The 13386-nt window shown below is 69.0% G+C and carries 11 protein-coding genes; all 11 read left to right on the plus strand.

Translation table 11 applies throughout. The features are described from left to right. Positions 1 to 9 precede the first annotated feature (9 nt). The 11 genes from AB4Y92_RS06225 (at position 10) to AB4Y92_RS06275 (ending at position 13312) form a co-directional block, all read left to right on the plus strand. Positions 10 to 684 (plus strand): winged helix-turn-helix domain-containing protein, encoded by a 675-nt coding sequence (locus AB4Y92_RS06225; protein ID WP_441818846.1) that lies wholly within the window; start codon positions 10 to 12, stop codon positions 682 to 684. Positions 685 to 736: 52 nt separating this feature from the next. Further along, a complete protein-coding gene (locus AB4Y92_RS06230; protein WP_441818847.1) occupies positions 737 to 2095 on the plus strand; it encodes an ATP-binding protein in 1359 nt (452 codons plus the stop codon). 518 nt (positions 2096 to 2613) lie between these two features. Further along, positions 2614 to 3195: an anthranilate synthase component II gene (locus AB4Y92_RS06235; RefSeq protein WP_215059614.1), complete on the plus strand. Its 582-nt coding sequence runs from the start codon at positions 2614 to 2616 to the stop codon at positions 3193 to 3195. A 152-nt stretch (positions 3196 to 3347) separates the two neighbouring features. Further along, the gene (gene trpD, locus AB4Y92_RS06240; RefSeq protein ID WP_441818848.1) at positions 3348 to 4382 is read left to right on the plus strand and encodes an anthranilate phosphoribosyltransferase; all 1035 of its coding nucleotides are present in this window, start codon (positions 3348 to 3350) and stop codon (positions 4380 to 4382) included. Positions 4383 to 4610: 228 nt separating this feature from the next. Then, entirely contained in the window at positions 4611 to 4976 is a 366-nt protein-coding gene (locus AB4Y92_RS06245) for an antibiotic biosynthesis monooxygenase family protein (RefSeq protein ID WP_441818849.1), read from the plus strand. Beyond that, complete coding sequence (gene iadA, locus AB4Y92_RS06250; RefSeq protein ID WP_441818850.1) at positions 4969 to 6174, plus strand: beta-aspartyl-peptidase; 1206 nt, start codon at positions 4969 to 4971, stop codon at positions 6172 to 6174. The genes AB4Y92_RS06245 and iadA overlap by 8 nt, the downstream gene beginning before the upstream one ends. 31 nt (positions 6175 to 6205) lie before the next feature. Further along, complete coding sequence (locus tag AB4Y92_RS06255) at positions 6206 to 7051, plus strand: cyanophycinase (protein WP_441818851.1); 846 nt, start codon at positions 6206 to 6208, stop codon at positions 7049 to 7051. Positions 7052 to 7124: 73 nt separating this feature from the next. Next, a complete protein-coding gene (gene cphA / locus AB4Y92_RS06260; RefSeq protein WP_441818852.1) occupies positions 7125 to 9914 on the plus strand; it encodes a cyanophycin synthetase in 2790 nt (929 codons plus the stop codon). Between the two features lie 3 nt (positions 9915 to 9917). Continuing rightward, positions 9918 to 11747 (plus strand): Mur ligase family protein, encoded by a 1830-nt coding sequence (locus AB4Y92_RS06265; protein ID WP_441818853.1) that lies wholly within the window; start codon positions 9918 to 9920, stop codon positions 11745 to 11747. A gap of 3 nt (positions 11748 to 11750) precedes the next feature. Then, positions 11751 to 12542 (plus strand): indole-3-glycerol phosphate synthase TrpC, encoded by a 792-nt coding sequence (trpC, locus tag AB4Y92_RS06270; RefSeq protein WP_441818854.1) that lies wholly within the window; start codon positions 11751 to 11753, stop codon positions 12540 to 12542. Continuing rightward, complete coding sequence (locus AB4Y92_RS06275) at positions 12539 to 13312, plus strand: HAD-IB family phosphatase (protein ID WP_441818855.1); 774 nt, start codon at positions 12539 to 12541, stop codon at positions 13310 to 13312. Before trpC ends, AB4Y92_RS06275 begins: the two co-directional genes overlap by 4 nt. The last annotated feature ends 74 nt before the right edge of the window (positions 13313 to 13386 follow it).

The following is a 13386-nucleotide window of genomic DNA, read 5'->3' on the forward strand; positions in this document are numbered from 1 at the left end:
GGAGTCGGCATGCGCGTCCTGCTCGTCGAAGACGATCCCCATACCGCCGCCTTCATCGCCAAAGGCCTGCGCGAAGACGGGCATACCGTCGATCACGCCGACAACGGCAAGGACGGCCTGTTCCTGGCCACCACCGAGAACGTCGATGCGATCGTGCTCGACCGCATGCTGCCGGCGCTCGACGGCCTGACCCTGCTGCAGACCCTGCGCGGCGCCGGCAATCGCACGCCGGTGCTGCTGCTGACCGCGCTGGGCGAAGTCGATCACCGCGTCGAGGGCCTGCGCGCCGGCGCCGACGACTATCTGGTCAAGCCCTTCGCCTACGCCGAACTCAGCGCGCGCCTGGACAGCGTCCTGCGCCGCGGCAGTTCCGGCGGCAGCGAGCCCACCCGCCTGCGCGTGGCCGATCTGGAACTGGACTTGCTCAGCCGCGAAGCCCGCCGCGGCGACAAGCGCATCGAACTGCAGCCGCGCGAATTCCGCCTGCTGGAATACCTGATGCGCCAAGCCGAGCGCGTGGTCACCCGCACCATGCTGTTGGAAGCGGTGTGGGACTATCACTTCGACCCGCAGACCAACGTCATCGACGTGCACATCAGCCGCTTGCGCCAGAAGATCGATCAAGGCTATCCGCGCCCGCTGCTGCACACCGTGCGCGGCGCCGGTTACCGGCTGGGCGTATGAGCGCGGCCGGCGCGCAGCCGCGACGGCAACCGCATCGGTGCGAGCAGGCCGCATGCGCCTGATGCCGCGCTCGACCAGCGCGCGTCTGGCCCTGGCGGTGACCGCCTCGTTCCTGCTCGCCTTCGTGCTGCTCGGCTTCGGCGTGCACTACGCGGTGTCGGCGATGCTGATCCAGGACGCGCGCGAACTGGTGCGAGTGGACGCCGCCGGCCTGGTCGAGATGTACCAGGACGACGGCCGCGCCGCGCTGCTGGGCGAATTGCGCGACCGCATCGGCTCGGGCGAAGACCCCGACGCGGTGTACGCGCTGACCGCGCCCGACGGCCGCGTGGTCGCCGGCAACACCGCGCTGCCGATCCATCGCCAGGGCGCGCGCTGGATCGAATTCACCGAGCACGGCGACGACGGCGACCTGCGCGTGGTCGCGCAATTGCAGCGCCTGCCCGACGGCACCACCCTGCTGACCGGCACCCGCACGCGCAGCCAGGACCGCTTTCTGTCGTTGATGCTGCGCACCGCGCTGGCCGCGTTCGTGGTCGCCGCCACCCTGGGCGCGCTGATCGGCTGGATGACCTCGCGCTGGGTCTCGCGCCGGCTCAGCCATCTGGACGACACCGCCGAGCGCGTGGGCAGCGGCGAACTCGGACTGCGCGCGCGCCTGGACGGCAGCGACGACGCCTTCGACCGGCTCGCGCGCCGCTTCAACGCCATGCTCGACCGGATCGAGGAATTGCTCGGCGGCGTGCGCCACGCCACCGATCACATCGCCCACGATCTGCGCACGCCGCTGACGCGTTTGCGCAACCGCCTGGAGGAAGTGCGCCGTCGCGAGCAGGGTGTCGAAGCCGGCGCCCAGCTGGATGCGGCGATCGGCGAAACCGACCAGTTGCTGCATTCCTTCGGCGCGTTGCTGCGGCTGGCGCGGATCGAAGCGCAGCCGCCGGTGCACGACGAGCCGATGCTGGACCTGTCGGATCTGGCCCGCGACGCGGCCGAGCTGTACACGCCGATCGCCGGCGAACGCGGCATCGCCTTGAACACGCAACTGCCCGCGCCGGGCGAGGCGGCGGTGCGCGGCGATGCCGACCAGTTGTTCCAGATGCTGGTCAATCTGCTCGACAACGCGGTGAAGTACGCGCCGGCCGACACCGAAGTGCGCCTGAGCGTGCTGCGCGAACGCGGCGCGATCGCGGTGCAGATCGACGATCGCGGCCCGGGCATTCCCGCCGCCGACCGCGAGCGCGTGTTCGACCGCTTCCAGCGCCTGGAAACCCATCGCGGCTCGCCCGGCACCGGCCTGGGCATGAGCCTGGTGCGCGCGATCGCGCACCGCCACGGCGGCCATATCGCCTTGTTCGACAACGCCCCCGGCCTGCGCGTGCGGGTCACGCTGGGCGAAGCGGCGGCCTGAGCCCAGCGCGCCGCGGGCCGTCGCACAAACCGCCGCGCGCCGGTTACAGTAGGGCCATGATCCTCCGCGCGATCCCGCACAATTCCCGCAAGGCCGGCCAGGGCTGGCGATGGTGGCGCAGCGCCTCCGTCCGCCTGTCGTCGTCTTTCGAGGAATCCGTGCGTGTCCCCGCCATCGCTATCCAGCCCCGCCGCCGCTGAGCGCCGCCGCCGCCCCGTCCGGGGCGCGCCCCCAGTTACCAACGCCTGTCCGCCCGCCGCCCGTGCCCTGTCGCCGGCGCGCGCCGGCAATCCCTGGCCCGTATCACGCCCGCAGCCCGTTCGCAGACGGGATAATGGCCGGCTCGTGCCCGCGCCAGGGGGCCGCCGGAGCGTCGGCGGCGGGGCGCGGATTCGCGGGCCGACTCAGTCGCACGCGGGGACATCTTCGGCAGGCACGATGGCCGGGCCGGGTCCCGGCGCCGGACCGTATCCAGGCATTCCAGACATCCAAGGCACCACCCGCATTCGAGGCGCGTCATGTCCGTTCTGATGATCGACAACTACGACAGCTTTACCTACAACCTCGTGCAGTATCTGCAGGCGCTCGGCGCGGACGTGAAGGTGATCCGCAACGATGAATTGTCGGTGGAGGAAATCGAAAAACTCGCGCCCGAGCGCATCGTAATTTCGCCCGGCCCGAGCACGCCCGATCACGCCGGCGTGTCTCTCGACGTGATCCGCCGGCTCGGCGAGCGCACGCCGATCCTCGGCGTATGCCTGGGCCACCAGAGCCTGGGCCAGGCCTACGGCGGCCAGGTGATCCGCGCCAAGCGGATCATGCACGGCAAGACCTCGGCGATCCGCCACCAGGGCCTGGGCGTGTTCGCCGGCTTGCCCGACCGCTACGAAGCCACCCGCTATCACTCGCTGGTGGTGGAGCGCGAAACGCTGCCGGCGCACCTGGAAGTCACCGCCTGGACCGAATACGACGACGGCGGTTTCGAGGAAATCATGGGCCTGCGCCATCGCGAGCATCCGGTGGAGGGCGTGCAGTTCCATCCCGAATCGATCAAGACCGAGCACGGCTACGCGCTGCTGCGCAATTTCCTGGAGCGGTGAGGGGATGAGGCGGGGAATGGAATGCGGGAGCGGGCCATGGAAGCGGCGATGGCGAAGCTCATCGTTCGCGATCGGGCGCCCTGCGTCCGCGCGATTTCCTGATTTCCCGATGTCCCCTGATTGCCTTTGTGCCTAATTCGCGAACCCATCCCATGCCCCTGACTCCGCAAGAAGCCCTGCAACGCACCATCGAGCACCGCGAGATCTTCCACGACGAGATGGTCGATCTGATGCGCACCATCATGCGCGGCGAAATTTCCCCGACCATGACCGCGGCGATCCTGACCGGATTGCGGGTGAAGAAGGAAACCGTCGGCGAGATCGCCGGCGCGGCGACCGTGCTGCGCGAATTCGCGCGGCCGGTGGAGGTCGCCGACCGGACTCATCTGGTCGATATCGTCGGCACCGGCGGCGACGGCGCGCACACCTTCAACATTTCCACCGCGAGCATGTTCGTGGTCGCCGCCAGCGGCGCCAAGGTCGCCAAGCACGGCAACCGCAGCGTGTCGTCCAAGTCCGGCAGCGCCGATGTGCTCGAAGCATTGGGCGCGGCGATCGAGCTGCAGCCCGAACAGGTCGGCCGCTGCATCGAACAGGCCGGCATCGGCTTCATGTTCGCGCCGGTGCACCATCCGGCCATGAAGGTGGTATCGCCGGTGCGGCGCGAGATGGGCGTGCGCACGTTGTTCAATATTCTCGGGCCGCTGACGAATCCGGCCAATGCGCCGAGCATTCTGATGGGCGTGTTCCATCCCGACCTGGTCGGCATCCAGGTGCGCGTGCTGCAGGAACTGGGCGCGCAGCGCGCGCTGGTGGTGTGGGGGCGCGATGGGATGGACGAAATCTCGCTGGGCGCCGGTTCGCTGGTCGGCGAACTGCGCGACGGCGTGGTGCGCGAGTACGAGGTGCATCCAGAAGATTTCGGGATCGCGATGGCGGCCAGCCGCAATCTGCGCGTGAACGATGCGGAGGAATCCAAGGCGATGCTGTTGCAGGCGCTGGAGAATCGCGATGGGTTGCCGCGGGAGATCGTGGCGCTGAATTCGGGTGCGGCGTTGTATGTGGCGGGAGTGGTGGAGAGCATTGCGGAGGGCATTGATCTTGCGCGCAAGTCGCTGGCCTCGGGTGCGGCTCGGGCCAAGCTGGATGAGTTTGTTGCGTTGACTCAGCGGTTGGCGGTGGGGTGAGTGGTTGGGGGGAGAGCAGAAGCAAAAGCAAAAGCAAAAGCAAATCCCCCCTAGCCCCCCTTTTTCAAAGGGGGGAACTGCGGGCGCGGCGATCGGGTCGCGCGCGCATGCCGCCTAGAGCCGAGATATGACCCATCGCATCGCCCCTCTCCCCAACCCGTGCCGTTCCCCCCTTTGAAAAAGGGGGGGCAGGGGGGATTTGCTCTTAAACACAACCACGAGCCAGCCATGTCAGCCAGCTTCGCCACCCCACCCAAGCCGCCGTACTACGCGGTGATCTTCAGCTCCCTGCGCACCGACCAGGGCGACGACGCCTACGGCGAAGCCGCCGCGCGCATGGTCGAGCTGGCCGCGCAGCAACCCGGTTACCTCGGCGTGGAATCCACCCGCGGCGCGGACGGTTTCGGCATCACCGTCAGCTACTGGATCGACGAAGCCTCGATCCTGGGCTGGAAGCGCAACCTGGAACACACCGCCATACGCGAGCGCGGCCGCAAGGAGTGGTACCAGCAGTTCGAACTGCGTGTGGCCAAGGTCGAACGCGCTTATGGTTGGAGCCGCAGCGATGCCCCGCGCAGCCCCGCCCATGAGTAACCCCGCCATGACCGAGCACGCCACCGACGAACCCGCGCTGCGCCTGCTGCTCAACGCCCAGGTCTACGCCCCGCAGGCGTTGGGCCGGCAGAACCTGTTGCTCGGCGGCGGCAAGATTCTGTGGATGGGCATCGACACGCCCGAACTGCCGGCACAGCTCCCGGTCGAGACCATCGACCTGCAGGGCCGGCGCCTGATTCCGGGCCTGATCGACGGCCACGTCCACGTCACCGGCGGCGGCGGCGAAGCCGGGTTCCGCACCCGCGTGCCGGCGCCGATGCTGTCGCGCTACACCCGCGCCGGCGTCACCAGCGTGGTCGGGCTGCTCGGCACCGACGACCTCGCCCGCGGCACCCGCGAGCTGGTCGCCGGCATCTACGCGCTGCGCGAGGAAGGCCTCAACGCCTGGGGTTACTGCGGCGGCTATCACCTGCCGCCGGCCACGCTGACCGGCAGCGTGCGCGGCGATGTGGTGTTCATCGAGCCGCTGATCGGCGTGGGCGAGATCGCCATCAGCGATCACCGCTCCAGCCAGCCCACGCTCGACGAACTGCTGAAACTGGCCTCCGAAGCGCACGTCGCCGGCCTGATGACCAACAAGGCCGGCATCGTCCATCTGCACCTGGGCGACGGCCCCCGCGGCCTGGAACTGGTGCGGCAGGCGCTGGACATCAGCGAACTGCCGGCGCGCGTGTTCAATCCGACCCACGTCAACCGGCGCAAAGCGCTGTTCGAGGAAGCGGTGGAACTGGCGCGGCGCGGCTGCCATGTCGATCTGACCGCGTTCCCGGTCGAAGAAGGCGAGGACGCCTGGACCGCGGAGGAAGCACTGATCCGCTACCTCGACAGCGGCGCGCCGCCCGAGCGCATCAGCGTGAGTTCCGACGCCGGCGGCTGTCTGGCCTGCTTCGACGAACACGGCCGGATGTGCGGCATGGGCGTGGGCGAATCGGGCGCCTTGCTCGATTGCCTGAATGCGGTGCTGGCGCGCGGCGTGGAGCTGGAGCGCGCGCTGCCGGCCTTCACCCTGAATCCGGCGCGCCTGCTGCGCCTGCCCGGCAAGGGCGTGATCGCCGCCGGCGCCGACGCCGATCTGGTCGCGCTGGACGCAAACGGCGCCGCCTTCGATGTGTTCATCGCCGGCCGGGCCCATCTGCGCGACGGCGCGGTGCTGCGGCGTGGTAATTTCGAAGCCTGATTCCAAGAACGATCAAAGCGAGTAAGTACGGATGTCACCAAGCAGAATCCCCGACGGTGAAGAGCGGGGCTGGATCGTTCCGATTGGCGGGGCCGAAGACAAGGAAAACGGAGCGAAGATACTGCAGCGTTTCCTCGACCTGTGCGGCGGCGACGGCGCCGACATCGTGGTGATTCCCACCGCCAGCCGCTTGCCCGACACCGGCGACCGCTACGAAAAGCTGTTCTCCGACCTCGGCGCCAGCCGGGTCGAGGCGATGGATTTCGACACCCGCCGCGATTGCTTCGAGCCCAACCGGATCAAGCGCATCGAGCAGGCCAGCGGGATTTTCTTCACCGGCGGCAACCAGCTGCGCATCTCCACCATGCTCGGCGGCACGCCGATTGCGCAGGCGATCCGCGCGCAAAACGCACGCGGCGTGGCCGTGGGCGGCACCAGCGCCGGCGCCAGCATCCTCAGCGAACACATGATCGCCTTCGGCACCGAAGGCTCCTCGCCGCGCGCCGACAGCGTGCGCCTGGCGCCGGGCCTGGGCCTGACCAATCGCGTGGTGATCGACCAGCACTTCCGCCAGCGCGACCGCCTCGGCCGCCTGGTCGCGGCGCTGGCCTACAACCCGTTCGCGATCGGCATCGGCCTGGACGAGGACACCGCGGCCTTCATCGGCCCGGACAACACCATCGAAGTGGAAGGCAGCGGCTCGGTCACCGTGGTCGATGCCGACGGCCTGCAGTTCTCCTCGATGCACATGGTCGGCGAGGACGAGCCGGTATGCCTGCTCGGTTTGGGCGTGCACATCCTGACCAAAGGCGCTACGTTCAACCTCAACACCCGCAAGGCGTCGGCGGGCTCGTTGGCCGGCTCCAAATCGGCATGACTTGAGCCGGCACTGACTGAATCGGTATGACCCCCATCTGCATGATCCGAATCACCATGAACTGAGGTTTTCTATGCGCATTCTCGATCGTTCCGTCTACGTCGGTCCTTCGCTGTATGCGCACTTCCCGGTCATACGGCTGGAACTGGACTTGCAGGCGCTGGAAGCCTGGCCGACCGCGCGGCTGGGGCCGGCGTTCATCGACGCGCTGGTCGAGGCGCTGCCCGGCCTGGCCGAACACGGTTGCTCGTATCGCCAGCCCGGCGGCTTCGTGCGGCGCATGCGCGAGGACGAGGGCACCTGGCTCGGCCATGTGCTCGAACACGTCGCGATCGAACTGCAGAACGTCGCCGGCGAAAACGTCACCTTCGGCAAGACCCGCAGCGTCAGCGAGGACCGGCCCGGCGTGTATTCGGTGGTCTACGAGTACGCGCAGCGCGATGAAGGCATCGCCGCCGGCGAACTCGGCATCAAGTTGCTGTGCTCGCTGCTGCCGGCGGAGATCCGTCCGGCCGGCAGCGTGCCCGACGACTGGGAATGGGAAAGCGCGCGCGACAGCTTCATCCGCTACGCCCAGCGCCGCGCGCTGGGGCCGTCCACCGCTTCGCTGGTGCGCGCGGCCGAAGAACGCAAAATTCCGTGGCTGCGGCTCAACACCCAGTCGCTGATCCAGTTCGGCCACGGCAAGTATCAGCAGCGCATCCAGGCCACGGTGACCGGCAAGACCTCGCATATCGCGGTCGAGCTGGCCAGCGACAAGGAAGAGACCAACAAGATTCTCGCCTCGCTCGGTCTGCCGGTGCCGCGGCAGGAGTTGGTCACCGATGCCAGCGGCGCGATCCGCGCGGCGAAGAAACTCGGCGGCTCGGTCGTGACCAAGCCCTACAACGGCAACCACGGCCGCGGCATCACCATCGACATCTCCAGCGACGAGGACATCCGCGCCGGCTTCGAAGCCGCGCGCGAGCATTCGCGCTCGGTGATCGTGGAAACCTTCGTCGGCGGCGACGATCATCGCCTGCTGGTGATCAACGGCGAGCTGATCGCCGCGACCAAGCGCACGCCGGGGCATGTGATCGGCGACGGCAAGTCCAGCATCGCCGAACTGGTCGAAGTGGTGAACCAGGACCCGCGCCGCGGCGTCGGCCATGAGAAGGTGCTGACGCGGCTGGAACTGGATTCGCAGGCCGAACAGATGATGGAGCGCGTCGGCTACACCGCCGCCTCGATCCCGAAGGACGGCGAAATCGTCTATCTGCGCTCCACCGCCAATCTGTCCACCGGCGGCACCGCTACCGACGTCACCGACATCATCCATCCCGACAACCGCGACATGGCCGTGCGCGCGGTGCGCGCGATCGGCCTGGACGTGGGCGGCGTGGATTTCATCTCGCCGAACATCGCCGAGAGCTACAAGAACATCGGCGGCGGCATCTGCGAAATCAACGCTGCGCCCGGCTTCCGCATGCACGTCGCACCCAGCGAAGGCACCCCGCGCGATGCCGCCGGCCCGGTGATCGACATGCTGTTCGCGCCCGGCGCGCCCACGCGCGTGCCGATCGCGGCGGTGACCGGCACCAACGGCAAGACCACCACCGCGCGCATGCTCGCCCACATCACCAAGATGGGCGGCTTCACTCCGGGCCTGACCACCACCGACGGCGTCTACATCGACGGCCAGCGCACGGTCGAGGGCGACATGACCGGGCCGGTGTCGGCGCGCATGGTGCTGTCGGACCCGCACGTGGATATCGCCGTGCTGGAAACCGCGCGCGGCGGCCTGCTGCGCGCCGGCATGGGCGTGTCCGAGGTCAACGTCGGCGCGGTGCTCAACATCCAGTCCGATCATCTGGGCCTGAAGGGCATCGACACGCTGGAGCAGCTGGCCGAGATCAAGCGCGTGGTGGTGGAAGTGGCCACCGACTGCGCGGTGCTCAACGCCGACGATCCGAACGTGCTGAAGATGTCGGCCTACACCGACGCCAAGGTCATCTGCTACGTCACCATGAACCCCTCGCACGCGCTGGTGCGCGAGCACATCCGCGCCGGCGGCCGCGCCTGCGCGCTGGAGGCCGGCATCAACGGCCACATGATCACCCTGTACGACAAGGGCAGCCATATCCCGCTGCTGTGGACGCACCTGATTCCGGCGACGATGGAAGGCCGCGCGCTGCACAACGTGCAGAACGCGATGGTGGCCGCGGCGATGGCGTTCTCGCTGGGCATCAAGCTCGACGCGATCCGCCATGGCCTGCGCACTTTCGACACCACCTTCTTCCAGGCCCCGGGCCGGATGAACGTCTACAACGAGCATCCGTTCAAGGTGCTGATGGACTACGGCCACAACGCGCATGCGGTCGGGGTGATGGCCGATCTGGCCCAGCGCCTGGACGTGAGCGGCCGCCGCATCGTGGTGCTGGCCGGTCCCGGCGATCGCCGCGACGAAGACCTGCACGCGATCGCCGAAGCGGTGGCCGGCCGCTTCGATCACTACATCTGCCGCCGCGACGATTCGCTGCGCGGCCGCGACGGCGACGAAGTGCCACGCATCATCGCCAAGGCGCTGATGGCGCGCGGCGTGACGGAAGCGACCATCTCGATCATTCCCGACGAGCAGCAGGCGGTGGAAGCGGCGCTGCGCATGGGCCAAGCCGGCGATCTGGTGCTGGTGTTCGCCGACGCGCTGGCGCGTTCGTGGAAGCAGATCATCCACTTCCAGCCCGAAGGCGTGGTCGCGGCGGTGTCGCAGCGCGCCGAGCTGCCGCCGCTGGAACCGGCGCTGGACGAAGCCGCCTTCGCGGCGATGGAAGGCGTGGTGCGCGACGAACGCGGGCTGGTGTTCGAACGCGAAGAGAGCGATTGATCCGTGCCTTCGCAACCTGCCGACAACGCGGCGAGCTCCGATAAGGTCTCGCCCGACTACGCCTTCGCCTTCGAAGATTCGCGCCGTCTCACCGGCGCGAATCTGTATTTCGACGAGCCCGGCGCCGCGCTGGAAACCCATGGCGTCGCCGCCGATGCGCGCGCGCTGAGCGGCTGGCGACAGAACCTCGCCGACGCCCGCGACGCGCTGCGTTGGAGCGAAGGCCGGATCGTCGTGCGCGAACACGCCAGCGGCGCGTCGCTGGCTTTCGTCGCGCCGATCGATCAGCTCTACGCCGCCACCGAAGTCAACGAATGGGCCTGGACCGACGCCGCCGGCGCGATCGAGCAATCGGTGCTGCCACCGCACGCGCCCGGCCATGCCGCGTTGTGGGATCGCGGCGACGCCTTGCGCACCTTGCGCGCGCTCGCCGAAGCCGAAGCGCGGCCGGATCTGATCGAACTGCTGGAACAAGCGCGAATACACGGCCTGCCGGCCTATAGCGACGACGACGCGGTGTCGATCGGCGAAGGCGCCGGCAGCCAGACCTGGCCGCTGGACGCGCTGCCCGGTTCCACCCAGGTGCCGTGGCCGCGCCTGCATGCGATTCCCACCGCCGTGGTCACCGGTTCCAACGGCAAGACCACCAGCGTGCGCCTGCTCGCGGCGATGGCGCGCGCGCAGGGCTGGATCACCGCCTACAGCAGCACCGACGGTTTGTTCGTCGATGGCGAACGCGTGGACAGCGGCGATTATTCCGGCCCGGTCGGCGCGCGCACTTTGTTGCGCCAGCCCAGCGTGCAGGCGGCGATCCTGGAAACCGCGCGCGGCGGCATGCTGCGCCGGGGCGTGACGCCGCAACAGGCGCGGGCGGCCTTGGTCACCAACATCAGCCCGGATCATTTCGGCGAGTACGGCATCCATTCGCTGGAGGATCTGGCCCAGGTCAAGTTGACCGTGGCGCGCGCGCTCGCCGACGACGGCGTGCTGGTGCTCAACGCCGACGACGCGCTGCTGCTGCAGCGCGGCGCCTCAATGCCGCATGCGTTGGCCTGGTTCGCGCTCGACGATGCGCATCCGCGACTGCGCGCGCATCGCGAACGCGGCGGCGCCACCTGCGGCGTCGGCGAAGGCCGGCTGTGGCTGAGCCTGGGCGAGACGCGCCATGATCTGGGCGAAGTCGAGGCCCTGCCGCTGACTCTGGGCGGACGCGCCCGCTACAACATCGCCAACCTGGCCGGCGCGGCGCTGGCCGCGGCCGCGCTGGGCGTGGCCCCGGAACGGATCGCGGCGGTGCTGGCGCGTTTCGGCTCGCAACCGGGCGACAACCCCGGCCGGCTGCAGCGCTGGAGCTTCGGCGCCAGCGAGGTCTACCTGGACTACGCGCACAACCCCGACGGCCTGCGCGGCCTGCTGGAAGTCGCGGCCCGTCGCGACGGCCGGCTGGGCATCGTGCTGGGTCAGGCCGGCAACCGCGAGGACGAGGACATCCGCGCGCTGGCCGCGGTGGTGGCCTCGTTCCGGCCCGATCGGGTGGTGCTCAAGGACATCGAAAGCTTCCTGCGCGGCCGCGCCCCGGGCGAGGTCGCGGCGATCCTGCGCGCCGAGCTGCTGCGCCAGGGCGTGCCCGAAAGCGCGATCCGGCTGTGCCTGGAGGAGGCCCGCGCCGCCGCCGAATTGCTGCAATGGGCGGCCGAGGGCGACGTGCTGGTGTTGCCGATTCACAATTCCGACGCCCGCGATGCGGTTGTCGCCTTGCTCGATCGGCTGCAACTGGGACAATGGCGCCCCGGCCTGCCCCTGGCAGGCGAAACGACTGGCGAAACGGAGTAACCGATGACCGATGTCTTGCGCACGATCCTGGCCCGCAAGGTCGAGGAAATCGAACAACGCAGCCGCGTGCGCTCCCTGGCCGACCTGCGCGCGCGCGCCGGCGCCCAGCCGCCCGCGCGCGGCTTCGTCGATGCGATCAAGCGCAAACACGCCTCGGGCGAGGCCGCGGTGATCGCCGAGGTCAAGAAAGCCAGCCCGTCCAAGGGCGTGATCCGCGCCGACTTCCGCCCCGGCGAGATCGCGCGCAGCTACGAGGCCGGCGGCGCCGCCTGCCTGTCGGTGCTGACCGACGTGGACTTCTTCCAGGGCAGCAACGCCTACCTGGGCGAGGCGCGCGAAGCCTGCTCGCTGCCGGCGCTGCGCAAGGACTTCACCATCGATCCGTATCAGGTCTATGAGGCGCGCACGATCGGCGCCGACGCGATCTTGCTGATCGTCGCCGCGCTGGAAGACGGGCCGATGATCGAGATGGCCGGTCTGGCGATGGAACTGGGCATGGACGTGCTGGTCGAGGTCCACGACATCGACGAGCTCGAACGCGCGCTGCAGACCGACTGCGAGCTGATCGGCGTCAACAACCGCAATCTGCGCACGTTCGAGGTGTCGCTGGATACCTCGATCGCGTTGCGCGCGGCGGTGCCGAAGGATCGCACTCTGGTCACCGAAAGCGGCATCGTCACCGCCGGCGACGTCGCCCGCATGCGCGGGGCGGGGATCGACACCTTCCTGGTCGGCGAGACCTTCATGCGCGAACGCGATCCGGGCTCGGCCCTGCAGCGTCTGTTCGCGGCATGAGCGCGACGCCGGCGCCCCCGGTGTCGAGCGCGTCGCTGTCGGGCGCGCGCTTTCCCGCGTTGCGCGCCGACGCGCCGCTGATCGTGTTCGACTTCGACCACACCTTGTACGACGGCGATTCGGGCAGCCATCTGTTCGCCTGGTTGATCAAGCGTTCGTGGTGGCGGATGGCGCTGGCGCTGCTGATCGCGCCGGTGGCCGGGCCGATGGTGGCGTGGCTGAAGACGCGACGCGTGGGGATTTCCGCGTTCGTGTGGGTCGGCACCATCGGCATGCATCGCGCCGGCAATCTGGACGCGGCGATCGACCGTTACGTCGCCTCGCACACGCCGCAGATCCGCGCGCGCCTGCTGCCGATCGCGCTGGACGTGCTGCACCATCATCGCGAGCAGGGCGATCAGGTGGTGATCGCCACCGGCGCGCCGCCGGAGCTGGCGCGGGCGATCCTGGCCTTCGTCGCCCATGAAGACATGCCCGTGGTCGGCACCCTGGTCGGCCCGCGCCTGGGCGCGCTGGGCGCGCGCCGGCACTGCCATTCGCGCATGAAGATGACGATGCTGCGCGAAGCCGGCTTCACCGCGCCGGTGGAGATGGCCTATTCCGACAGCAGCGCCGACCTGCCGCTGCTGCAGGCCGCGCGCCATCCGGTGGTGGTCAATCCCAAGCCGCGGCGCGTGGAGATGTTCCGCCGCGTGCTGCCGCCGGGCACGCCGATCCTCAACTGGGGCTGCCCGGGGCGGGGCGGGGATGAGGTCGCTTCGGCGCCGTAATCCGATCGGGCGGCGGTCGCCGCGCAAGCCACGAGGTCTTTTGTGGGAGGGGCTTCAGCCCCGATGCTCTTGGC

The sequence above is a fragment of the Lysobacter sp. TAB13 genome (genome assembly GCF_052113885.1).
In the GTDB taxonomy this organism is placed as follows: domain Bacteria; phylum Pseudomonadota; class Gammaproteobacteria; order Xanthomonadales; family Xanthomonadaceae; genus Lysobacter; species Lysobacter gummosus.

Excerpts from the sequence above, each read along its gene's own strand:
- AB4Y92_RS06235 (WP_215059614.1), top strand. The coding sequence starts at position 2,614 with ATGTCCGTTCTGATGATCGACAACTACGACAGCTTTACCTACAACCTC.
- AB4Y92_RS06275 (WP_441818855.1), top strand. The coding sequence starts at position 12,539 with ATGAGCGCGACGCCGGCGCCCCCGGTGTCGAGCGCGTCGCTGTCGGGC.
- AB4Y92_RS06245 (WP_441818849.1), top strand. The coding sequence starts at position 4,611 with ATGTCAGCCAGCTTCGCCACCCCACCCAAGCCGCCGTACTACGCGGTG.
- iadA (WP_441818850.1), top strand. The coding sequence starts at position 4,969 with ATGAGTAACCCCGCCATGACCGAGCACGCCACCGACGAACCCGCGCTG.
- trpC (WP_441818854.1), top strand. The coding sequence starts at position 11,751 with ATGACCGATGTCTTGCGCACGATCCTGGCCCGCAAGGTCGAGGAAATC.
- AB4Y92_RS06255 (WP_441818851.1), top strand. The coding sequence starts at position 6,206 with ATGTCACCAAGCAGAATCCCCGACGGTGAAGAGCGGGGCTGGATCGTT.
- AB4Y92_RS06225 (WP_441818846.1), top strand. The coding sequence starts at position 10 with ATGCGCGTCCTGCTCGTCGAAGACGATCCCCATACCGCCGCCTTCATC.
- AB4Y92_RS06230 (WP_441818847.1), top strand. The coding sequence starts at position 737 with ATGCGCCTGATGCCGCGCTCGACCAGCGCGCGTCTGGCCCTGGCGGTG.
- trpD (WP_441818848.1), top strand. The coding sequence starts at position 3,348 with ATGCCCCTGACTCCGCAAGAAGCCCTGCAACGCACCATCGAGCACCGC.
- cphA (WP_441818852.1), top strand. The coding sequence starts at position 7,125 with ATGCGCATTCTCGATCGTTCCGTCTACGTCGGTCCTTCGCTGTATGCG.